22 protein-coding genes and 2 pseudogenes are annotated in these 21,222 nt (G+C 42.7%); 8 read left to right on the forward strand and 16 right to left on the reverse strand.

The genetic code is table 11. The features are described from left to right. Window positions 1-57: 57 nt before the first annotated feature. Window positions 58-2,829, reverse strand: coding sequence for a cation-translocating P-type ATPase (locus ICL16_RS44115; protein ID WP_190839013.1), 2,772 nt, complete (start codon window positions 2,827-2,829; stop codon window positions 58-60). A 146-nt stretch (window positions 2,830-2,975) separates the two neighbouring features. Between ICL16_RS44115 and ICL16_RS44120 the strand changes: the two genes are divergently transcribed. Then, on the forward strand, window positions 2,976-4,064 hold the full coding sequence (locus ICL16_RS44120; RefSeq protein ID WP_190839016.1) for an ATP-binding protein: 1,089 nt from the start codon (window positions 2,976-2,978) through the stop codon (window positions 4,062-4,064). 59 nt (window positions 4,065-4,123) lie between these two features. On the opposite strand, the gene ICL16_RS44125 is transcribed toward ICL16_RS44120, so the two are convergent. After that, window positions 4,124-5,008 carry a hypothetical protein gene (locus tag ICL16_RS44125; RefSeq protein ID WP_190839018.1) on the reverse strand — a complete coding sequence of 295 codons (885 nt, stop codon included), beginning with the start codon at window positions 5,006-5,008 and terminating at the stop codon, window positions 4,124-4,126. 126 nt (window positions 5,009-5,134) lie between these two features. Between ICL16_RS44125 and ICL16_RS44130 the strand changes: the two genes are divergently transcribed. Then, complete coding sequence (locus ICL16_RS44130; RefSeq protein WP_190839021.1) at window positions 5,135-6,199, forward strand: DNA methyltransferase; 1,065 nt, start codon at window positions 5,135-5,137, stop codon at window positions 6,197-6,199. Window positions 6,200-6,574: 375 nt separating this feature from the next. Further along, on the forward strand, window positions 6,575-6,946 hold the full coding sequence (locus tag ICL16_RS44135; RefSeq protein WP_190839023.1) for a hypothetical protein: 372 nt from the start codon (window positions 6,575-6,577) through the stop codon (window positions 6,944-6,946). Between the two features lie 62 nt (window positions 6,947-7,008). On the opposite strand, the gene ICL16_RS44140 is transcribed toward ICL16_RS44135, so the two are convergent. Further along, window positions 7,009-7,812: a hypothetical protein gene (locus tag ICL16_RS44140; RefSeq protein WP_190839026.1), complete on the reverse strand. Its 804-nt coding sequence runs from the start codon at window positions 7,810-7,812 to the stop codon at window positions 7,009-7,011. Window positions 7,813-8,005: 193 nt separating this feature from the next. Between ICL16_RS44140 and ICL16_RS44145 the strand changes: the two genes are divergently transcribed. From ICL16_RS44145 to feoB, 3 genes are all read left to right on the forward strand, one after another. Further along, the gene (locus ICL16_RS44145; protein WP_190839028.1) at window positions 8,006-8,446 is read left to right on the forward strand and encodes a hypothetical protein; all 441 of its coding nucleotides are present in this window, start codon (window positions 8,006-8,008) and stop codon (window positions 8,444-8,446) included. A gap of 115 nt (window positions 8,447-8,561) precedes the next feature. Further along, entirely contained in the window at window positions 8,562-8,813 is a 252-nt protein-coding gene (locus tag ICL16_RS44150; RefSeq protein WP_190839030.1) for a FeoA family protein, read from the forward strand. Further along, complete coding sequence (gene feoB / locus ICL16_RS44155) at window positions 8,810-10,648, forward strand: ferrous iron transport protein B (RefSeq protein ID WP_202896003.1); 1,839 nt, start codon at window positions 8,810-8,812, stop codon at window positions 10,646-10,648. Before ICL16_RS44150 ends, feoB begins: the two co-directional genes overlap by 4 nt. A gap of 53 nt (window positions 10,649-10,701) precedes the next feature. Here feoB and ICL16_RS44160 read toward each other — a convergent pair. The 12 genes and pseudogenes from ICL16_RS44160 to ICL16_RS44215 form a co-directional block, all read right to left on the reverse strand. Beyond that, window positions 10,702-11,079 (reverse strand): annotated as a pseudogene (locus ICL16_RS44160) (SDR family oxidoreductase); the annotation flags it as partial. After that, window positions 11,033-11,662: a nitroreductase family protein gene (locus ICL16_RS44165; protein ID WP_190839032.1), complete on the reverse strand. Its 630-nt coding sequence runs from the start codon at window positions 11,660-11,662 to the stop codon at window positions 11,033-11,035. The pseudogene ICL16_RS44160 and the gene ICL16_RS44165, both read right to left, overlap by 47 nt. Before the next feature lie 19 nt (window positions 11,663-11,681). Next, window positions 11,682-11,867, reverse strand: coding sequence for a hypothetical protein (locus tag ICL16_RS44170; protein ID WP_190839286.1), 186 nt, complete (start codon window positions 11,865-11,867; stop codon window positions 11,682-11,684). Window positions 11,868-12,075: 208 nt separating this feature from the next. Further along, window positions 12,076-12,714, reverse strand: coding sequence for a hypothetical protein (locus ICL16_RS44175; protein WP_190839034.1), 639 nt, complete (start codon window positions 12,712-12,714; stop codon window positions 12,076-12,078). 49 nt (window positions 12,715-12,763) lie between these two features. After that, window positions 12,764-13,726: a tetratricopeptide repeat protein gene (locus ICL16_RS44180; RefSeq protein WP_190839036.1), complete on the reverse strand. Its 963-nt coding sequence runs from the start codon at window positions 13,724-13,726 to the stop codon at window positions 12,764-12,766. A gap of 196 nt (window positions 13,727-13,922) precedes the next feature. Further along, window positions 13,923-14,261, reverse strand: coding sequence for a cytochrome c6 PetJ (gene petJ, locus ICL16_RS44185; RefSeq protein WP_190839038.1), 339 nt, complete (start codon window positions 14,259-14,261; stop codon window positions 13,923-13,925). A gap of 113 nt (window positions 14,262-14,374) precedes the next feature. After that, entirely contained in the window at window positions 14,375-15,031 is a 657-nt protein-coding gene (locus ICL16_RS44190; RefSeq protein ID WP_238361221.1) for a hypothetical protein, read from the reverse strand. Window positions 15,032-15,155: 124 nt separating this feature from the next. Further along, window positions 15,156-15,533: pseudogene (locus ICL16_RS44195) on the reverse strand (ABC transporter ATP-binding protein); the annotation flags it as partial. 173 nt (window positions 15,534-15,706) lie between these two features. Then, complete coding sequence (locus ICL16_RS44200; RefSeq protein WP_190839041.1) at window positions 15,707-16,132, reverse strand: hypothetical protein; 426 nt, start codon at window positions 16,130-16,132, stop codon at window positions 15,707-15,709. Between the two features lie 197 nt (window positions 16,133-16,329). Beyond that, the gene (locus ICL16_RS44205) at window positions 16,330-16,497 is read right to left on the reverse strand and encodes a hypothetical protein (protein ID WP_238361223.1); all 168 of its coding nucleotides are present in this window, start codon (window positions 16,495-16,497) and stop codon (window positions 16,330-16,332) included. Window positions 16,498-16,701: 204 nt separating this feature from the next. Then, window positions 16,702-16,905, reverse strand: a complete 204-nt coding sequence (locus ICL16_RS44210; RefSeq protein WP_238361224.1) for a putative toxin-antitoxin system toxin component, PIN family — start codon at window positions 16,903-16,905, stop codon at window positions 16,702-16,704. Beyond that, on the reverse strand, window positions 16,902-17,306 hold the full coding sequence (locus tag ICL16_RS44215; RefSeq protein WP_202896004.1) for a hypothetical protein: 405 nt from the start codon (window positions 17,304-17,306) through the stop codon (window positions 16,902-16,904). Before ICL16_RS44215 ends, ICL16_RS44210 begins: the two co-directional genes overlap by 4 nt. Between ICL16_RS44215 and selD the strand changes: the two genes are divergently transcribed. Next, on the forward strand, window positions 17,280-18,320 hold the full coding sequence (selD, locus tag ICL16_RS44220; RefSeq protein ID WP_190839045.1) for a selenide, water dikinase SelD: 1,041 nt from the start codon (window positions 17,280-17,282) through the stop codon (window positions 18,318-18,320). The two genes, ICL16_RS44215 and selD, sit on opposite strands and share 27 nt — an antisense overlap. Window positions 18,321-18,700: 380 nt before the next feature. Here the strand turns inward: selD and ICL16_RS44225 are convergent, their stop codons facing one another. After that, entirely contained in the window at window positions 18,701-20,731 is a 2,031-nt protein-coding gene (locus ICL16_RS44225) for a DUF4082 domain-containing protein (RefSeq protein WP_190839048.1), read from the reverse strand. 218 nt (window positions 20,732-20,949) lie between these two features. On the opposite strand from ICL16_RS44225, the gene ICL16_RS44230 reads away from it, so the two are divergent. Then, a complete protein-coding gene (locus tag ICL16_RS44230) occupies window positions 20,950-21,201 on the forward strand; it encodes a hypothetical protein (RefSeq protein ID WP_190839051.1) in 252 nt (83 codons plus the stop codon). The last annotated feature ends 21 nt before the right edge of the window (window positions 21,202-21,222 follow it).

A 21,222-nucleotide genomic window follows, 5' to 3' on the forward strand; every position in this document is an offset into this window, starting at 1 on the left:
GAACACAAATAAATCATCTGTGTTCATCTGTGTTCATCTGTGGTTAATTTCTCCTTCTTAATTCGGAGGATCAAACCTATTAACCAAAGCCGCCCACAAAATCATCGGTGAACCCACAGCCAAACAGAACAACCACTGCTTAAAACTCAAAGGCGCTGTAGAAAACACATCATTAATCAAAGGCACATGAGCAAAGATAACTTGTAAAATAATCGCCCCAACAATCCCAAAACCTATCGCCGGAATATCAACATTCTCCTTAATCGTACCATCCATCTTGGCAATCAAATTCGGCACTAGCTGACTAATACTCAACAGATAAAAAATCCGTCCAGCAATCAGAGCATTAATAGACATCGTCCGAGCCAAAGCAATATCACCCGTCGTAGCCTTAATATATTCAAACACCCCAAAGATCACAATCCAGTTAAAAACAGATATTGCCAAAATTCTCCCTAAACGACTGCGTGACAACAACGGTTCATTAGGATTGCGCGGTGGCTGTTGCATCACAGTTTGTGCCTTGGGTTCAAACGCTAACGGCACAGTCATAGTAATCGAATTGAGCATGTTCAGCCAGAGAACTTGTAATGATAGAATTGGTAAATCTCTAGCTAACAACGTGCTGAGCAAAATCGTCATCGATTCCCCACCATTGACAGGGAGAATAAAGCAAATTGCTTTGAGTAAGTTTTTATAAACTGCACGCCCTTCTTCCACCGCAGCTTCAATTGAGGCAAAATTATCATCGGTAAGCAGCATATCCGCAGCTTCTTTCGCCACTTCTGTACCAGCCCCACCCATCGCAATCCCGATATCTGCTTGTTTCAATGCAGGTGCATCGTTGACACCATCGCCTGTCATGGCGACGATTTCGCCTTTTGATTGTAATGCTTCTACTAGACGCAGTTTTTGTTCCGGTGCGACACGAGCAAAGACTACACCTTCTTGTGCTACCTGTGCTAATTCTGCTTTATCCATTTGTGCTAATTCCGCACCAGTAAAAGCCAGAATTGAACCATTTTTGTGGATTCCCATGCGCCGAGCGATCGCCTGTGCTGTTACCGCATGGTCGCCTGTAATCATTTTTACCTCAATTCCCGCCCCTTGACAAGCTTGCACTGCTTTAATTGCACTTTCACGGGGTGGATCGATCATTCCTTGTAACCCCAAGAATATCAACCCATCGTCAATATCTGGATGATCCACGGTAGAAAGGCGTTCGCGAAGCGTGCGCTCTGCGCATTCGCTTACTGGTTTTTTCGCCAAAGCTAGCACTCGCAACCCCTGCCTTGCCATTATATTAACTTCCCGCTCGATACTAGCTCTGCTTAATGTGTCTACACAATCTAGCGGGTGAGTTTGCCCATTAGTATTAAGCACCAGCTTGCAGCGTTTGAGAATTGCTTCTACTGAACCCTTTATATATATAGTATTACCGCGTGGAGTGGCGTGCAAAGTTGCCATGTATTGATAATCTGACTCAAAGGGAATCGCATCAAGTCTACGCATTTGCTGTTGTAAAGAAGCTTGGGAGAAACCTGCTTTTTGCGCAGATGCAATTAACGCTCCCTCTGTAGGATCTCCAATTACCACCCACAAACCATTTTTATTTTCGATCTGAGAATCGTTGCACAACAATCCTGCAATCAAACATTCCTGCAACCCTTTAGCACCATTCAAATTTACAGGTTTGTCATCTTCTAAAATCTCTCCTGTCGGTGCATAACCCACACCACTAACTCTATACTGATGACCACTAGCATAAATTGCTTGCACTGTCATCTGATTTTCAGTTAATGTTCCTGTTTTATCAGAGCAAATGACAGTGGCACTGCCCAAAGTTTCCACCGCAGGCATTTTGCGGACAATTGCATTTCGCCGCGCCATGCGGGAAACACCGATTGCTAGTGTTACTGTTACTACTGCTGGCAAGCCTTCGGGAATGGCACTCACAGTTAAAGTGACTGCTGCTTCTATGGCTTCTTGCCAGTCTCTATAACTCAGTCCCACTGCAAAGGTTAGGGTGGCTAATCCCAGCACCATATATAGCCAGTTTTGGCTAAATTTGTTAAATTTCCGAGTTAAGGGGGTAGAAAGGTCAGTATGTTGCTCCATTAATTGAGAAATACGACCTGTTTCTGTGTTATTACCCGTCTCAACTACGATTCCTATTCCCTGTCCAAAGGTAACAAATCCGCCTGCATAAGCCATGTTTTTTCGTTCAGCTAGCGGAGTTTGTTCGCCTAATGGTTTGGTATTTTTTTCTACCGCTACAGATTCACCAGTCAGAGCAGATTCATCAACTTGTAAATTACGCGCTTGCAGTAACCGTAAATCTGCTGGTACTTTGTCTCCAGAAGTAAGTAAAACAATGTCTCCTGGAACTAATTCTGAGGAAGGGATGCGTAATTTTTGACCATCACGGATGACAGTGGTTTCTGTAGTAATGGCTTTGGCAAGAGCGGCGATCGCACCCTCAGCCTTTGACTCCTGCACAAATCCGATGATGGCGTTAGTGGTAGTAACACCCCAAATTACACCCGCATTGACAAGACTGCCTGATAGTGCTTTAACTAAACCCGCACACAGCAAAATAATCAACAGCGGCTGGTTAAATTGCAGCAGAAACTTCAACCACCAAGGTTTGCCGCCTTTAACAGTGAATTCATTTCTGCCAAAACTAGCTAACCTTTGCTTAACTACAGCGCTACTCAATCCTTGCTCTGATTCAGTTTGCACTAATGCTATTACTTCTTCAACCTCAAGAGAATGCCAAACAGTCGCTTTATCTTCTGGCTGTGCGATGGTAGATACAAGTTGAACCATAATTGTGTGTGAGGAATAAGGTGTTATTAATTATTTAGCACGTTTTTATAGTGCTATAAAGGTATTAAGCACTAGTAAATTTTGATGAAAACGATAGTCTCTTTTGATGGTTGGCATTTCGTACTAATATATAAGGAAGAAAGCGTGTGAGTGTGTTGTTGTCTACCCGTTTAGAATTGATTGGGCGATCAGCAGAATTTCAGCATCTTGTTGAGGTTCTTGCTCGTGATGGTGATTTGCTGATTGCTGGAGTGCCAGGAAGTGGGCGACGTACTTTGGTCAGATCTGCCGCCAAGGAAGTAGGCGCGACTATACTGGAGGTAGACTGCATCCGCGCTACAGATGGGGAAAGATTTCTGCAATTGTTAGCCGAGACGATTAGCCAAAATTTTGCCCCCACACAAATTCAAAGCTGGGTGACACAGAATGCAAGCGAGTTTTTTATCTGTCATCCCCAACAAAGGGATGGGTTTAAAGTGTTGCGATCGCTAAATCAAAAGCAGCTATGGCAAGCATTTGAATTACTGCTCAAATTACCACAACAGTTAGTTGAGAATATTGACAAGCGCGTAGTACTAATTTTGAACAGTTTTCCCCACATTCGTTCTTGGGATCGCAATGGGTTGTGGGAAACAAAACTCAGAGGAGAGGTTAACCAACAAACCCAAGTTAGTTACGTACTGATAGCCACAATAGCTGAAACGAGTAACCGTTTTGATGAAACCAACTATCCCTTAGAAACTGTAACGTTAGTTCCTTTAGCTAAAGATGTTTTAGCTGTGTGGGCAAGAGAGATGTTGCATACTAACTCACTAACTTTTGATTCTCGTTCGCAAGCCCTGCAACTATTCCTAGATGCTGTACAGGGGCATATTGGGGATGCAAGAGCACTAATTCGCCGTTTACAAACTTTGTGTCGTCCTGATACTCTAATTGGAGAGCAAGAAGTACAACAAGCAATTGAAGGGCTGCTTAAAGATTTATCTATTACTTTTGAGTCCCTGGTGATGTTGCTTCCTGCGCATCAAGTGCATCTTTTAGAATGTTTGGCAATAGATCCCACTGACAAACCCCAAAGCAAGGAGTATATTCAAAAGCATCGTCTCTCCCGTGGTGGTAGCCTTCAAGGTGCTATTACTGGGTTGCAGCAAAAAGGTTTGATTTATGGTAATGAACAAGGTTATCGACTAGCTTTGCCGTTACTAGCTTTGTGGCTACGCCAGCGCTTGAATTAACTTACCAATGAACGTACCCCTTGCTGATAATTAAATTTCCAAAAAATTAAAATTTTTTTTCAAGGAGAATCTTCGTCAGAAATTGCTACATCTTGCTGTACGTCCTTTAACACTCTATTTAAAGCCGAGTCTATTTGTTGATCGTCTCTACCTTCTGCAATAGCTTTAAATATTTTAATCCAATGTTTTATTTTTATCCCTAAATATTCTTGATTTTGAATCTCATTTAAGTAATCCTGTAAAAGATTACCCTGTCCAGTTCTGGCAATTCTACCAAAATTGTTCCCACTATCATCTTGTGCGCTATCGGAAGCCTTCTCCTTTGCTGCTGGGTAAGGCTTTCTATACTGAGGTACTGGACGATCAATTTTTGCATTCTTTCCTGCCTGAATTCGAGACTCAATCCAGTAGAAATTTCTACATTCGGCAGCGTACTTGGCAAGTTCTACAAAAGGGGACAAAAGTACAGGTTTGCCAGAAGTTACTTCTGATAATAGCCAAGGAACGACTACCAGTAAATCTGCTTCCGCACATGAATCTGGATCGATTTTGAATCTAAAGCTAGGTTCACCTTCCTTGGAAAGTGCGTACCAAGCCTTAAGTTCGATGCCAAATATAATACTGTTTTTATTGGATGCATCAACAAGCAGAACATCTGGAAAGGTTTGAGATTGCCTTTTAAAGGTAAAAGCTGGATATAAGTTATTGGTATCCCAAACATTTCTTGTTTTATTTAAAACATTTACTAAACTATATTCTATAGCTGTTGAAAACAAACTGCCCACAGCATATAAATCAGTAGGATTTACGCCTTTAACAACTATTTCGCTTTCAAAATAGTTTGGTAAAGCATAAAGAATTTTTTCTATTTTTAACCAAATTTCGTAATATTGCCAAGAACTAGCTAGATATTTTTTTTGAGGAGCTAGAGAAGCATTACTCATGTATTTAGTTCTTGTTCAAGTTATTAAATATGTATTTCTATTCCAAAATGGACTATTAACTGCCCAACATCTTACACTTTGGCACTTGCTTTGGCTAAACTTCTTAGCAGGAGATGCGTGTAGAAGATGAAGTACCCACAACAGCAATTGCTCGACACTAGTAGTCAAGATATAAGTATACCCACTTTTTCGGTAGGTTCCGTTCAAATTGAAATGGCTGATGCATATACTAGATACCCCCACTGGCGTCCTCCCACCGCTATTGTTTCTGATGGAGCTTATGGTTTAGGGCTTTTTCCTGGCGATCCGCCAACTCATGAAAGACTGGTAGAATGGTATCAACCCCACATAGAAGCTTGGGCAAAGTATTCTTTACCAGAAACAACTTTATGGTTTTGGTGCAACGAGATAGGTTGGGCTACAGTCCATCCTGTGCTAGAAAGGTATGGATGGAAATATCGTGCGCTTCATGTGTGGGATAAAGGGATTGGACAGATAGCTGGAAACGTCAACAGCAAGACTATACGGCGTTTCCCTGTGGTGACTGAAGTCTGTGTTCAATATGAACGGAATGTAATTTTGACTACAGGCGACGGAATACAACTGCCAATACAGTTTTGGCTTAGACACGAGTGGCAAAGAAGTGGACTTCCTTTAAGTAAAGCAAATGAAGCCAGTGGCGTTAAAAACGCCGCCACCCGAAAATATCTAACTCAATGTCATCTTTGGTATTTTCCACCGCCAGAAATGATGGAAAGATTGTCTAATTATGCTATGCAACATGGTAAACCTACAGAATCACCTTATTTTTCTTTAGATGGCAAAACTCCTTTAACAGCAGAACAATGGGTACGGATGAGACCTAAATGGAACCATATTCATGGTATGACAAATGTATGGGTAGAACCTCCAAACCGTGGAAAAGAACGGATTAAAAGTGTTGCAGCAAAGTGCGCTCACGCAAATCAAAAACCCTTAAAGCTGCTCGAAGCAATAATTTTGTCTTCCACAGATCCACTAGATGTGATTTGGGAGCCATTTGGTGGGCTTTGCTCTGTATCTGTAGCTGCTCTCAAAACAAATCGCCACTGCCATAGCGCAGAAATTAATTCTGAATATTATCAGATTGCTCAGAAGCGACTTGAATATGAGAGGGCTGTAGAATTAACTTTATTTTCTGAACACTTTTAGTTTACTGGGTTTAACTTCAAGTCAACCCAATTCCTCCCTGGCGTGCTTAGCAATTCGCTTAATTCAAAAAGGTGGGCAATTCCCACCCATGCTTAATCACAAAACGCACTAATTCCGCACGATTGCTAGTTTCTGGTTTTCTCAGTAAACTTGAGGTACTTCCCACTCGATGCATCTACGCCTGAACTTCACACTTTCTTGACAATCGCTTCATCTCAGAATATGTTTTATATGACACATTAAATAGGTGACGATTAATACCAAGTAATTGGATTGTGCGAAGGTATTTTTTGTTGGGAAGCATTCTTCTGAGCCAATGCCTGATCGCGATCGCTCACAACCGCTTCAATAATTTCTTTATTTAGTTAGTAGTCAATGACAGTACAATTGGATCGCCCCATAGAACGACGAGAGCAAATTAAGCTTGAACTGCGTCGAAGAATACAACAAGCTCTAGAGTTTGCTAAAAATTTGTCTCCCAAAGATTGCCAAGACGAGATTAGGGATAGACTTTGTGCAATACAGGATTACTGCAAAACTGTAGAGAAGACTTTTATTGTATTTGATTTGAGAATCACCTGTGACCAATTCGATCTGGGAGGATCTTACCAAGAGACTGCGACATTATTTCGTGGACCGAATGAAGATGCGTCAGTGGCAATTTGTGTTACAGACAAAGGTTCTTTGCTCCATCGTAACGACTCCCCTTGGCGAATTTACAGAAACTGTGGAGACGTAAACCCGTAGAGACGCGAAATTTTGCATCACCTGTAGAGACGCGAAATTTCGCGTCTCTAGATAATTTTAGGTTAAAGAGTAAGATTGTCGGCGTAAACTAGACGTGTTGCTGATCGCTGCTCAAATAGCATGTACTCTTCCATCACACTCCACAAGAATGCGCGGAGAGTCTTGCGCCGCGCTTCTGGTGGAATTGTGTAGTCAAACTTTGAGTCACAGGGCTTGAGTTTTGCTAAGTGGTTCTCACAACCACATCCATGCTCAATGAAGTAACCGTGACGACTAGAAACACTGTCAATGAACCGCCGTAGCATTGACACATAACCTCCATGCAGGATGGCATCAAACGAACGCGCCACGGCAATATCCTGTTCGCTCAACCGGAAGGAGCGAACCTCGAACAAATCAGTACGCTCCAGTGGATGTAAGAAAGTCCAGTAAAAAGTAGAAGGCACATCGTAGCCAAGGAAGGCAAACAAATCGCTGACGATATTGACGAGTGCAAGTCGCTCAGTCTGCTGTGGAGAGCGATCGCCTTGAACGTTAGTACGAATTTGTTGTAAATTTGGGTAACTCTCTGGAAGAAAAGCATCGCCATAGTGGCTGACAGCTTCCCATGCAAGTTGCCCATTGCCTTCACAGTAAGCTGCCTTCAAGTATTCAGTATCAGGACGTTCTAAAAAAAGGATGTTTCCACGCGAATTCTTCGCGAGGAAAACCTGCGCCATCGCTGTGTACACGCGAGGCTCACTCATCCATGCACCCTGGGAGATTCGCTGCCAACTTTCCGGCATAGAACTCAGTTCAACCGCTGGTTCACCGTTGATTGTGGTCAGTGTCTCGTTCCAGTTAGACCTGGTAGATGTTGATAACATTTAGCACATTGACTGACATTTTCCGCATGTAATATTACTTGAGAATGAGACCTTTGTCAAAAAAATCAAATGTCAAACTTATGACGTGGTTGAAGGTGTTTGTGACGAGCAAACTTCTTTCTGGGGAAAGATATGGCTTCGCAACTTGATGAAGTAAAAATAGAATGCTAAATAAAAATGGAGAGTGTATTCTGTGAAACAGAATTATCTGATGAAACGGCTTTCGACTTTAGGACTCTTTTTAGCTACAACTCTATTTTGTTTGTCAGCGATCGCTTTTTGGCAAGGTGCTTTCTTGAACACCACAGCAATGGCATCACCTGCGGTAAACTTGATTGCCACAGCAGACGCGGGCGATAAAGTTAAAGAGAAAACCAGTGAAGGATTTGACAAAGCCAAGGATTTCATCCAAGATTCAAAAAATAAAGTTGAGCAAACTGCAAGGACAAATGCTGCTAAAGTCGATCAAGCAGATGACAGTGGTAGTTTTGTTGAGGGCAAAGCAAAAAGAGATGCGGCTCGAATTCACGAGAGAGCAGAAGAAGATGCCGCTCGTACTCAAAAAGCAGTAGACAACTCCAAGAATTTTGTTGAAAGCACCATTGACAATATCAAAGATGCTTTGAGCAAATAGGTATTTCCAAAAAATAATGTAGAGACGCGAAATTTCGCGTCTCTACAACGGTTGTAGACAACGCACAATTAAATTCGGTCAATGTCTAATCGAAAGGCACATAATTATGTTGTAAATGCATCTCATTGAACTTAGCCAGTTAGAACCGGGAGAAACTGCCTTAATCTCAGGGCTTGTAGCAGAAGCAGGGTTAGAACAACGCCTGCTAGCACTGGGTTTTCGCCCCGGCAGGCAAGTGAGAATGATTCGCAAAGCTTGGTTTTCAGGTCCCTTGCACGTTAGAATTGGGACAACGGAAGTAATGGTGCGCCGTCGGGATGCTCAGGCGATTAAAGTAGAATATAGGACGACTGAGGCAGGCGCATGACACAATGTCATAATTCTAATCTAATTGATAATAACTCTTTTACTGGACTGAAACAAGTTGCTGTTATAGGAATGCCCAATACGGGCAAATCAACCTTTTTTAATCGCTTCACAGGAGCTAGTGCCAGCATTGGCAACTGGCCCGGAATTACTGTAGATTTAATGGTAGCTAAAGTTAAACTGGGCGAACAGGAAGCAAAAGTTGTAGATTTGCCCGGAATTTACGATTTACGTGGCTTTTCTGAAGATGAAGCTGTAGTGCGGCGATTTTTGGAAACTACGCCAGTACATCTGGTAATCTTGATTCTTAATGCTACTCAATTAGACCGCCAAATTAGTCTTGCTTTACAAGTGAAACATTTACAATTGCCTGCGGTACTCCTGCTTAATATGGCAGATGAAGTGGCAAAATTTGGGGTGAGCGTTGATAGCAAGAAAATATCTGAGCATCTGGGAATGCCAGTAGTGCCGATTAGTGCTAAATTCGGACAAGGTTACGACGAAGCGTACCAAATAATTCAGGATTCCCTCCGCAAACAAAACGAGCCATCTGTGGTTCAATTGGAAAATAATCTTGCGCCAGAACAACAGATTGCATCAGAAATGGAGAAGTTGTTGCAAGATGCAGTTCATACAGAGACGCTTGAAGAAAACTTGACGACTCGCTTGGATAAAGTTCTGCTGCATCCGGTGTTAGGATTGCCGATATTTTTTGGGGCAATGTTTTTGATGTTCCAAGTGGTATATGCAATCGGAACGCCTTTGCAGGATTATTTGGAAGGGTTTTTGAATTGGTTTAAGGATATCGCCTTGGAACCATTGCTTGGTTCGTTACCAAAATTTATACACGATTTCTTAATAGATGGCATCTACCAAGGGATAGGGACTGTAGCAGCGTTTATCCCGGTGATTTGGTTGTTTTTCATCTGCATGACAATTGTGCAAGACAGTGGTTATTTGTCGCGTTCGGCATATTTGATGGATGCTTTGATGGAGCGGTTGGGGTTGGATGGGCGCTCTTTTGTGATGTCGTTGATGGGGTTTGGCTGTAATGTGCCGGCAATTATGGGGACGCGGGTAATGCGATCGCCTAACTTACGCCTGCTTTCAATGTTAGTAATTCCCTTTTCCTTATGTTCGGCGCGGTTGAATGTGTTTATGTTTATGACAACTGCACTATTCACCCCTCGTCAAGCACCTGTTGTCTTATTCAGTTTGTACATGCTCAGCTTTGTCGCTGCTATTATAACAGCAGCTTTATTTAAAAGTCAATATCCGAATACAGAACCATTGATACTAGAACTACCGCCCTATCGCTTCCCCACTCTGCAACAAATGCTACTACAGGCGTGGCATGAAACCAAGCACTTTTTATTCTGGTCACGGCGGTTTATTATCTTTGGGGTGATTATCATTTGGTTGTTGAATAACTTACCACCCAATGTACCACCTGCAAGTTCGCAAAGTCTTTCGGGAATGATTGGTCAATTGACACAGCCAATTTTAGCACCATTGGGGATTAATCCGCAGTTAGCAGTAGCGCTGATTTTTGGTTTTATTGCTAAGGAGATTGTTTTGGGTGGTTTGGCGGTAATATATAGTCAAAAAGATGATGCTAGTTTGATGCAAGCTCTTGCTGCTCAAATTGATTGGGTTCAGGCTTACAGTTTCATGCTATTTACTCTACTTTATGTTCCTTGCCTGTCCACAGTTGCTGCCATGAAAAATGAAGCTAAAAGTGCAAAATTTGCCTGGTTGTCAATAGTTTGGTCAGTAGGTTTGGCTTGGGTAACAAGTTTTGTTTTTTACCAATTTGCTAGAGTTTTGGGATGTTAAATTTATCAGTATCCAGGGCGTGCGATCTCTTGTATGCCATAGGGATCGACCTAAAGGTAGCCTTGGGGAGCATCGGCTAGAAAAGCAACCGCAGCCGCCATTTCCTCTGCGGTTCCAGCTCGCCCCATCGGGATGTGGCTTTCGACTACAGCTTTTTTGTGTCGATCATCCGTCCAAGCTTCATTAATTGGAGTGATGGTTGCTCCGGGGGCGATCGCATTGACGCGAATTCCATGCCCTGCATACTCTAGCGCCAGTGTTTTAGTTAGATTTTCCATCCCACCTTTGCTCATCGAATAGCTAGCGTAAAAAGGTCGAGGAATAATTTCGTGAACGCTAGAGACGTTGATAATAATACCACGATTTTGATCCAGAATGCTCTTTTTAACTTGCAACCAGAGGTGAAGTTTGATTCCAACTACCAGAGAAAACAAACTCTTCTAAAGGTTTGCGAGTGCGCGGGGTATTCTCTCGTTGCTGCAACCTTTCAGATAAAGTTTGTGGAGATCCGAAATAGCCTAGCGCGATTGCCGCAACTGGCTCATAACCAGAAGGAATGCTGTAGATCTCTTTTGCCTTGGGGACATCAAATCCTGCCATTTGGTGAATAAATAACCCTAGTGCGGCTGCCTGGATCGCTAAAGTGGTAGATGCTGCGCCAACATCATGAAAAGCGTGACGGTTTTCTACACCATTGTACTCAAAGTTTAGTTTTGCCACCGAGAGCATCAAGATGGGAGCATTCCTTGCCCATTCTTGGTTTCCCTCTGCTAGACAACCGAGTAAACGCTCAAATTCAGCTTTATTTTCTGAAGTTGCAACAATAAAACTCCAAGGCTGCTCGTTGTAAGAAGAAGCCGCCCAGCTTGCTGCTTCTAAGACACTGTGTAACTTTTCTGGTTCAACCATCCGATCTGAAAAAGCCAGAGGACTCCATCGTTGTCGCAGCAAATCATGAATGGGATATTGAGTCTGGGCTACTTTGTCCGTCAAAATCTCACTGTAATTCTGCATAATAACGTGTTAATTAAGATTAGCAGAAAATTTCTTTTTCCTTTGTCTTGATCAACAAAGTAAGTGTTACTACGCCACCCAACATCGAACCAAAGAGTGAGATTATGTAAAGTTCTGTAGCATTTATTGGTCTTACTACACCGAAGGTGGCTGCAAATTTTTGTTTAGTCGGTGTAGGTAGGTAGGAATTTAAGTCATTTGACATATTCGTTCTTTTTAAACCTAATAAAATATATGTCTGCTTTTTGAAAATGCCAAAAGTGGAAAGCTAGTATTGATTCAAAAAATATGGGTTAAAAGCCTCATAAATATATGCTTAACAGCCAATGCAGCGCATCCGATCTAGGTATTAAATATTAACCTAAGTTAAGTCAGTCTTTAGAAGGATGTAGTGAACCGACATTTTTTTATTCTTAGGTGTTACTAGAATCAACGTTCAATTGTTTAATTGGCTCAGTCAAAATACCCAGAATCTTAGAAACATTTATATCTTCTATATTCTCAATTACCAATTCCTCGTTATCAATCAAAACAGTTTGAGCAGAAAGCTTGAGGAAGCGCCATATCCTCCCAGTAGTTACAGCACCATAAATGCTGGGAGTAATTCTGTCTCTGACTTGGTTAAACCTCTGTGCAGCAACCATCTCGGCAATACACTGTCCCAAACCTGCATTAGTACTCTCGTTTTTGGCTTCAACAATTGCGATCACTGGTGCTTCAATTTCTAAAGTGAACTCTGAAGCGCTCAAAATATAGTCACAAAAACCATTTAGTCCCTGAGTGGCATCTACATTAAAATCTCTACCAGAGAACAAGCTCACTTTGCCGTTGAACATCTCCCTCACCTCTATCAGCAAGGGGGCAATAATCAACTCGGAACGAGCTTTTTCAGTATTGTTATCAAAAGCAACTTGCAAATTACGCTTCAGGGTTGTTTTGAGATATTCGCTTGGTTCAACTGGCTCTACTTGCGGAAACAGATTAATCAAACTAATATCAAGGTCAAAGCTGACTTTGACTTGATTGATGGTTTTAAAATCGCTGTAAGCCATGCTGAACACTCCTTGTGTTCGATAGATAGTATTTTACCACAAAATGTTGTCATGAATGATTGAGAATTTTTGTCAGAGCAATTTCTGTTAAATATGGGAGTTGTTGCTGTATATTCTTGACTAAATCTAAAGTTTTTTCGTGTTGTAAAGTTTCTCCTGTGGAAGCAAAATATTGTGCAGCCTTTTGTAAATCTGATATTGCGGCTTGTTCATAACCAAGTCGATGGTAAGCTACACCTCGGTTAAAATAAGCTTGGGCATTAATTGGGTGCAACTTGAGTGATGCAGTAAAATCACTGATAGCATTGCGGTTATCTCCATTACGAGCGCATACACAAGCCCGGTTGAAGTAACCTCTATAGTCTTGAGGATTGAAACGAATTGCTCTAGTAAAGTCGCCCATAGCTGCAGGTAAATCTCGCAACTCTAAACGAGCTATGCCTCTGTCATTGTAAATATCCGCTAGTTGATGACTGGGGTTCTGGGGAATTTGACTCAATGCTAAATTATAGTCGCCGATCGCCTGCTGATGATTCCCCAACATGGCAAAAGCTACCCCTCGGTTATAGTAAGCGCGAAAATCACTCTTGTTCAATGCGATCGCTTGATTATGATCGGCAATGGCAGCTAAATAATCACCTAATCTATAGTAAGCAAGTCCCCGGTTTAAATAAGTATCAGCTTTATCAGGAGCAAAATTTATTGCCATATTGCAATCGGCGTTAGCGAAGCTCCTCCGAAGGAGGCTCGCATTCTGGTATTCTTCTAATTGAATGTAAGCAAGACATCGGTTACTATAAGCAGCGACAAAGTTGTTCTTGATGGCGAGCGCCTGAGTAAAATCTTCAACAGCAGCCTGATAATTACCCTCTAGTATCTTTTCTACACCTAACTTGAAGAAATCGCTGGCTGTGATTTGGTTGCTGGGGGCAGGCGATGAAAGTGCAGGTGAAATGAGAAAGACGCAGGCGAGTACGACGGTAATACCAAAATTGAGAATAAATCGAATCATAGGTAATATCTCTCCTCGCTTGGAATAACAAAGGTAGCAGGTAATACCGAAATCTGGTTTTTACAACCCGCTTTACAAACCACGCCTGTGTAGAGACGTTACATGTAACGTCTCTACAGGATAGATAGGTTTAACCAGGATGCGCGTAAAGGTATGTACCTACCTACTATTTACAGAACAACAGGCTGATTGTGCTTTACTTCCACTCCTTATTATTAGCTTCGTCTAGCACGTATGCGGTAACATCTTCGATTTGCTCTGGTTTTAGACGCCCTTTGAAAGCAGGCATAGCACCTTTACCCTTTGTAACTTGGGCGATAATGGCATCTGCTGAGTTCATCCCATACTTATCCAAAGCATCTTTCCTCAAGTTTTTATTAGCTTGCACTAAGTTCTTACCACCCGCATGACACTGGGCGCAATTAGCACTGAAAATTTTGGCTCCTTTCTCCGCATCTGCGGCCATTGCTGGACGATTGAAGGCAAAGGTGAAAATTACTAAGCCCAGCAACAATACTGAAAAAATCCTTTTCATTCCGTGTTTCCTCTCCAAAAAAGGCTTATTCGGTCAAATCTCCTTCATAAATTCTCTTGTTCACGGCATCCGTTGTCAAACGACAAGCTGTCAAACTTAGCAAGGTTGTTGAACTAGTAAATCGTTTTCCACGCTGCCACAGTTCCTTTGCCAATTTCGCTATCTAGTGCTTCTCCACTTTCTGCCACAAGTCTAATGTTCACATTGTTAGGGGACGAGTTTTTCAGGGCTGCTGCTAACTCATCGCTCACCTTGAATGTACTGTTGTTTCCGTCGAGACGAAAGACTTGCTCTCCAAGTTTAATATAAAGGTTAGTTATCTTTAGTGTATTTTTGGATGCTGCACATCCTGAGCCGATGTTGTAGGGGTACAAGCCATACCCTAATGAGCAATTGCGATCGCGGTAAGCCAACAAAAAGCGAATTGAGTTACGGCTCCAAAGGCTAATTACCTCAACCCTGGCGTTAGTATCGAGAAAGTCACTTCTGAAGGTGTGGCGATCAAATATTCCCAGGTAGTTTCCTTCAAATGAGTCCTCAATTCTAACAGGCTTTGACCAAGGTACATCAATATCTGTACCCAAAGCTGCTGATTTAACGACGGGTAGTTCTGTAGATGCTTTGGCAATTTGGTTTCTTTCTTTAGCTACTACTAAGGAGGGGAAAATTATGCTCGTAGTGGCAATTAGATATACTAGACCGTTACTGGCGATCGCCAGTCTAGCCCAACTCCAAACATGTTGATTTTTCCCCTTAGAGTCCATTGGCATACCAGAATTTGAAGCTAACCTGTTAGACCTACTTGGAAATTAATATTCTTGGCTTATTGTAATACTAGAATACTACTCTACATTTTATCTTGCCTATTTCCTAAGAAACAAATTATTTAAGGATTTATCTTTTGTTGTCCTCCAGAAAAAAGCTAATGCGTAACTTTCCCGTGCGTGAGTCCGCATCTACAACAGATCCCACCCCAAATACATCGCGGATGAGCGTTGGTTTGAGAATGGCTTGGGGTTTCCCGGATGCGGCAATGGTTCCTTGCTGGAGTACGTAAATGCGATCGCAGTACGTAGCTGCAAGATTCAAATCGTGTAAAGCTGCAACACTAGTCACGCCTAGCCCCTTTACCAATTCCAAAAGTTCCAACTGGTAGCGAATATCGAGGTGGTTTGTTGGCTCATCGAGAATCAAAAAACGTGCTTGCTGGGCGAGTGATCGTGCAATCAAAACCCGCTGCTTTTCTCCACCAGAAAGGGAACCAAAACTCCTAGAGGCAAAGGTATCTAGCCCAACCTACTCAAGGGCATCTCGGACAATGCGGCGATCTTTTGGCGTTACGCCAAAAATTAGACTTTCATTGCTGTCAAACGCCTCTACTTTTGGTAAACCCGCCTCTCCCGTTACTGTCACCTTTATCCTATTTACATCTATATTTGTTACTTTTATCTCAGTAATTCCCTGTACAGATTTTTCGCGACAAATGTATTCCCACCCTTGTAACGCAGTTGAGCATTTTCAATGATCGCACTCCATGTGTTTCCCTGAGTTGAAGCAGTAGCTCTCAACCGCTCGGATACGTTCGTTTCTAAGATAAATTCCACACCAGTATTGTTGGTAGCAAGGCGCACTCCGGTGACAATTACAACTTGATTGGTTTCAATATCCTGTGCTAATAAGTCCTTGACACTGGTATTTTGACGCGGGATGTCACTGATTTGGGGAATTTTTGTGATCGGTTTTTCGGTTTTTGTGGCAATTTGTTTATGTACAGCAGTATTATGCACTACATTAGCATAGCAACGGGAAGCGACTAACACTGATACAGATATACCCAGCCACATCCCAGTGGATAATATTTGTTTTTTCACCCTGGCTTCTCACACCTCAAACACCACCAAAATCGGCTATCAAACTGACAGTGATAGCCTGCGCTGTTAAGGATTTAGTATAAGATAGCGATCGTTGTCAAAAGACGGACTGTCAAACTTGAAGTTACTCATAATCCACATTTTCCCAAGCAATTTATATCTCCAGAACGACAAATCAATCTTCTTCCAAGGCTGTTTTAGCGTTTTTCCGCCCTGATGGGGCGCAGGGCTTGTATTGTTTTGGCGATCGCCTCAAACTGTTCTACACTAGCTTGATCCAAATTGTCAGCAAAGACTGCTACCAAATTCGGATTAGCTACCGCCAAAAATTGATGTAACTGTTCATAAGCCCGGAGTATCTGCACCTCCTTTTTACGGCATTTGTCGTCAAAAGACAAGCTGTCAAACTTGACAAGGTTGTTGAACTAGTTCGTTTTCCACGCTTCCAATTTCGCGATCTAGCGCTTCTCCACTTTCTGCCACAAGTCTAATATTCCAGTGATTCTCATCCCCCATTAGCAGCAGGCACGATTGAGGCTTTTATTAAAAAACTGAATGGGTAATTATTGCTACTTGAGAGCCAAAAATTCTTGAACAGTCAGAATCTCAATACCCCTCCAAGGGTTTAGCACTAGTAAATCATTATCTCCGGTAACAATACACTCTGCTTGACCACTAAGTGCTAATTCCAAATATTTATTATCTTTGGGATCTCGACATTCATTAATCTGCTCAGTCATGTCAATAAACATCACACACAAACCGTCTCTCATTCATCATCATTCAAAATTGATTCCAAAATCTCTGGCGTTAAACCCCTTTGTACCGCTCGTGTGCCAATTTCATCCATTGTTTGTCTGAGCTTGGCAATGGCTTCAAGCCTGCTTGTCATTGAAGACTTTAGCAACACTGCAATCCGGGCTTCAATTTGTTCGCGTTCTTCTTCAGTGGCATTGCGATATGACTCTGCTACCTCAGAGGGAACTTTGATGGTAATTTCTTCTTTAGTAATCACGGTCTGTTCGCTTTCATAATTTCTCCTCTCTATCATATTACTTCCTTGGCTTGTCAAACTTGGCAAGATAGTTGTGGCGTCGTCACTGCGAAAAACTAATATGATGGGAACAAAAGTTAGGAGAAAACTAGTATGATTCGCCTCACTCAGTACTCTCATGGTGGTGGCTGTGGTTGCAAGATTGCTCCTGCCCAATTGCAGGAAATATTACGCCAAGTTCCCTTAAACCAAGGGTTGGAGCAACTGCTAGTAGGCACTCAAACTAGTGATGATGCAGCAGTGTATCAACTTAACGATCGCCAAGCCCTCGTGCTGACAACAGATTTTTTTATGCCCATTGTTGATGAGCCAATAGATTTTGGACGGATTGCGGCGACAAATGCCCTGTCTGATGTCTACGCGATGGGTGGAACGCCGATTTTAGCCTTAGCAGTATTGGGGATGCCAATCAACACTTTACCAATGGAAGCAATTCAAGGCATCATGCTTGGTGGGGCAAAAGTTTGTCAGGAGGCGGGAATTCCTCTTGCGGGGGGACATTCCATTGATTCCCCAGAACCCATCTTTGGTTTAGTTGCCGCCGGGTTAGTGCATCCAACGCATGTGCGCCGGAATGCAACTGCAAAACCACATGACTTGCTAATTTTGACGAAGCCTTTAGGAATTGGAGTCATGACTACTGCCCTGAAGAAAGGTAAATTAACACCCGACGGTTATTCTTCAGTACTTAAAGTGATGACACAGTTGAATAAAGTGGGAGCAACTTTAGCAACCAATCCTGATGTCCACGCAATGACGGATGTTACGGGATTTGGGCTGCTTGGGCATTTACTGGAGATTTGCCGAGGAAGCTCTTTGAAAGCCAAAATCTCACTATCTCAAATTCCCATTTTACCAGAAGCTAAGGCTTTAGCTGATATGGGTATTTTTCCTGGTGCGGCACAACGCAACTGGGATAGCTATCAATCTCAAATTAAGTCCACAGGGTTGAGCAATTTGGCGAAATGGGAAATGCTACTAGCAGATCCCCAAACGAGTGGGGGTTTACTACTTGCTGTAGCACCAGAAAGCACTCCTGCTATTTTAGAGCAACTTTTGGCTCTTGGATATAGCTTTTCATCTGTGATTGGTGAGTTTACTCTAGGGGAAGCAGAAATTGAAGTTATAACTTAAAAATTTGCCAAGGACAAAAACAAGCTGTCAAAGCACGCTAGTCTTTGACAAGCTGTCTTTTGACAGTTCATGTTAGTCGTGGTAAGTGGTTTTATTAGTGAGAAATCAATTCAGTTAAACGATGAAATTATCAATTAAATTTACTGCATTTTTTCTGGCAGTTGTTGGGGCGTTTGCAGTTATAAAAAGTTACACTTCACTGGAGTAGGAAGCTCTAACCCACTTAAAAGTACTTTTGTCAAGGGTTTTAAACTAACACAACGTGAAAAACAGGATTTGCTAGCTTTCCTGCATAGTCTAACAGATGAATCATTCATTCACAACACAGCATTCAGCCCTCCTCACACTCAAGATTGAGTGCGTTAGATTCTAGTACTTTTTTACCTTCTGCTTCCCATCATTACTGGTGATTTTTGTGTAACTGAGGGAACAATGATGCCCGCACTGGGAGTTAGAGGTATAGCTCCCATGTCTGCCAGTATGTTGACAGCAATTTGCTTGGCGCGAGGATCTTCGCGAGGTTCACTGACACCATCACTGTCCAGTCCCCACATCCACTGAATTGAGCCGGTTGAAAACACCTTAGCACCACTGGGTGCAGTGTAGCGAACCGCGTGTGCGATCCGAGGATCGGTTCCATCCGGAAAACCCTCAATATCGGTATTGTCTAGCTCCTCCCTTGCTCCTGGGAATTGTGACTCACCGAGAATAACCAGTCCGTTTGGAGATGCATTTGTATTAATTCTATCCCATTCAAAACCAACCAATTTACCAAGAGTATCGTTGTCTTTCAGACCAGTGTTGGCGTAGTAGGGATCGTTGCTATTTTTGACAACGAAGTCAAACCCTGCGTAGACAGCATCTTCATCACCAACATACATCACCCCTAGCAAGGCGCTTTCTGGACGATTATTCAGTTGGCTGCGAAACTTGTCTGTAGGTTCGCTCGGTGAAGCTGCACCTTTGTAACATACCATCACCCGGTTGGGTTGCCCATTAATGGTGCTGTTCTCAAAACGCACACGCCAGTAGGCAGTATTAGCGGAGAAAAACGCCAAGTTGACTCCAGCATCACGAGCAAGCTCGACATGATCGCGTTGTTCTTTCGACCAGTACTCATCATGACCTACCGACAAGAATACTTTGTGCTTGAGTAGCAACTGCGAGTTATAGTGAACATCCAGGTTAGTAACGTAGGAGACGTCATAGCTCTGGGACTCTAGCCACCGTACCATGTTGTACTCCCAACGGAGTATGTTGTTAAACTCGCCTTGGGCATCTTTTAGGGTTTGTGCAAAAGGTCTGTCGTAGGAAACCTTGAACGCTCTTTGCTTGTCGAAACTATTAAATTCGTACAAGCTGTAACCACGAGTACCGTTATAAACATAAGCATTGTTATAAGCCAGGAACGTGTTAAAGCTGCTCTGGAACAAGACATCAGAGTTGCTGCTATCATCGCGAACGACAAACCACACCTGTGACTGCTTACCACTATTCTGGTCAATCAGCTTGGCAATATATAGACCACTAGTCCAGTCAGCGCCTACCTCCAAGGTGTAAGAAGTTGACCAGTTACATTCGACTAAGCGGGTATCGGAGTCTGTGATTTGACACTCAGGTTGGTGGATTCCCTGAATCTGACTACTGGTCAATATTAGCCGACCCCCTGTGCCTCTGTAGTAACCTAAACGGTACACTTCGATAGTGAAATTTCCATCCTTTGCTAAAGAAACTTTGATAGGTAGCGACTCACCCTTATTAACACTAGTTGCCCCCGCATAGCCAGCAATCTCCATAAATGAAGCTTGGTTGGTGATCTTCCAGTCTGTAGTGCCTGGTTTTTGGTTTTCCAAATAAATTGGATTAGTTGGTGTAGGGTTAACTCTGACGTCGCTAACAAATACTATGTCGCGGAAATAGTTGCTGTTCTGGAAGGAATTTGTTGGGAAAGAATTTACAGTACCGTAAACTCCATTATTGCCGTCGGCAACGGTGCTGAGTACGCCGTTAGCAACTGAGCTTGCCAATCCATTGGTGGTAATGGCGAAATGGCTATTGACGTTGACACTAACTATATAAGTGGTGTTGGCTTGTATGTTCAATGGAGTGCTAAGTGCGGCTTGTTGCCAACCTGAAGCTGTCTCATTGGAGAAACTAACACTTGCTAGGACTTCCCCTGTTAATGTCCAGATTTTGCCAATATGTGAGCCTGTCTCACTAACCGCTTTCCAATAGCGAATCGCGGTAATTTGACCAGCTTGAGCACTCTGGAATTTCAGACCCAGTTGATAGGTTTCGCCGTCGCTAACATCTGCGTTGCTCGGTGTCAGATTTCCAAAGATGGTTTGCGACGGCTGGTCTTGAGCGATGAGTATTCCATCGTCAAGAATTTGCTTAGTTATTGTAGTCATGGTTAGCAATTTATTTATCTTATGGTTGACTATATAACTAAGCTTCAATATATATTTTGAGAATTACGAACTAGTTAGAGTACCCTTGAGGGTACTTTTAACCATTGTAGGGAGACGATTTGTCTGGCGGCACTCCCTCCGGTTGATGTCAAGGGTAACGACCCAGCGCTACAGTTGAATTGTTTAATCAGCGACTCCGCGTCTACGCACCCACAACTATGACTAACCCTCCAATCTATAACCTCGACATGAGCGATACTGAGTACGCTGCCCTTGTCGCTAAAGGCTACGATCCTACTTTTGAGCGCGATTTGGTAGAAGTTTTTGGTGAAGATGCTCAAAAAGCAAGGAAGTTAACACGGTTTGTTGGACTAATTAAAACTAAGTCGCCAGAAACAGACGGGGAGTGGCAAGAGGTGATGGCGGCATGGGATGATGTCTGTTTGGAACATGATTCCGATGGATTCTAAGTGAGAATGAGGTACAAAGTT

This window comes from Iningainema tapete BLCC-T55, from assembly GCF_014698965.1.
GTDB lineage: Bacteria > Cyanobacteriota > Cyanobacteriia > Cyanobacteriales > Nostocaceae > Iningainema > Iningainema tapete.

What these genes read in the sequence shown, in the direction of transcription:
- ICL16_RS44130 (WP_190839021.1), top strand. Translation starts at nt 5,135, where the DNA reads ATGAAGTACCCACAACAGCAATTGCTCGACACTAGTAGTCAAGATATA.
- ICL16_RS44175 (WP_190839034.1), bottom strand. Translation starts at nt 12,714, where the DNA reads ATGGCTTACAGCGATTTTAAAACCATCAATCAAGTCAAAGTCAGCTTT.
- selD (WP_190839045.1), top strand. Translation starts at nt 17,280, where the DNA reads ATGATTCGCCTCACTCAGTACTCTCATGGTGGTGGCTGTGGTTGCAAG.
- ICL16_RS44125 (WP_190839018.1), bottom strand. Translation starts at nt 5,008, where the DNA reads ATGAGTAATGCTTCTCTAGCTCCTCAAAAAAAATATCTAGCTAGTTCT.
- ICL16_RS44215 (WP_202896004.1), bottom strand. Translation starts at nt 17,306, where the DNA reads ATGAGAGTACTGAGTGAGGCGAATCATACTAGTTTTCTCCTAACTTTT.
- ICL16_RS44135 (WP_190839023.1), top strand. Translation starts at nt 6,575, where the DNA reads ATGACAGTACAATTGGATCGCCCCATAGAACGACGAGAGCAAATTAAG.
- ICL16_RS44210 (WP_238361224.1), bottom strand. Translation starts at nt 16,905, where the DNA reads ATGAGAGACGGTTTGTGTGTGATGTTTATTGACATGACTGAGCAGATT.
- ICL16_RS44180 (WP_190839036.1), bottom strand. Translation starts at nt 13,726, where the DNA reads ATGATTCGATTTATTCTCAATTTTGGTATTACCGTCGTACTCGCCTGC.
- ICL16_RS44190 (WP_238361221.1), bottom strand. Translation starts at nt 15,031, where the DNA reads ATGCCAATGGACTCTAAGGGGAAAAATCAACATGTTTGGAGTTGGGCT.
- petJ (WP_190839038.1), bottom strand. Translation starts at nt 14,261, where the DNA reads ATGAAAAGGATTTTTTCAGTATTGTTGCTGGGCTTAGTAATTTTCACC.
- ICL16_RS44150 (WP_190839030.1), top strand. Translation starts at nt 8,562, where the DNA reads ATGCATCTCATTGAACTTAGCCAGTTAGAACCGGGAGAAACTGCCTTA.
- ICL16_RS44140 (WP_190839026.1), bottom strand. Translation starts at nt 7,812, where the DNA reads ATGTTATCAACATCTACCAGGTCTAACTGGAACGAGACACTGACCACA.
- ICL16_RS44165 (WP_190839032.1), bottom strand. Translation starts at nt 11,662, where the DNA reads ATGCAGAATTACAGTGAGATTTTGACGGACAAAGTAGCCCAGACTCAA.
- feoB (WP_202896003.1), top strand. Translation starts at nt 8,810, where the DNA reads ATGACACAATGTCATAATTCTAATCTAATTGATAATAACTCTTTTACT.
- ICL16_RS44225 (WP_190839048.1), bottom strand. Translation starts at nt 20,731, where the DNA reads ATGACTACAATAACTAAGCAAATTCTTGACGATGGAATACTCATCGCT.
- ICL16_RS44115 (WP_190839013.1), bottom strand. Translation starts at nt 2,829, where the DNA reads ATGGTTCAACTTGTATCTACCATCGCACAGCCAGAAGATAAAGCGACT.
- ICL16_RS44230 (WP_190839051.1), top strand. Translation starts at nt 20,950, where the DNA reads ATGACTAACCCTCCAATCTATAACCTCGACATGAGCGATACTGAGTAC.
- ICL16_RS44170 (WP_190839286.1), bottom strand. Translation starts at nt 11,867, where the DNA reads ATGTCAAATGACTTAAATTCCTACCTACCTACACCGACTAAACAAAAA.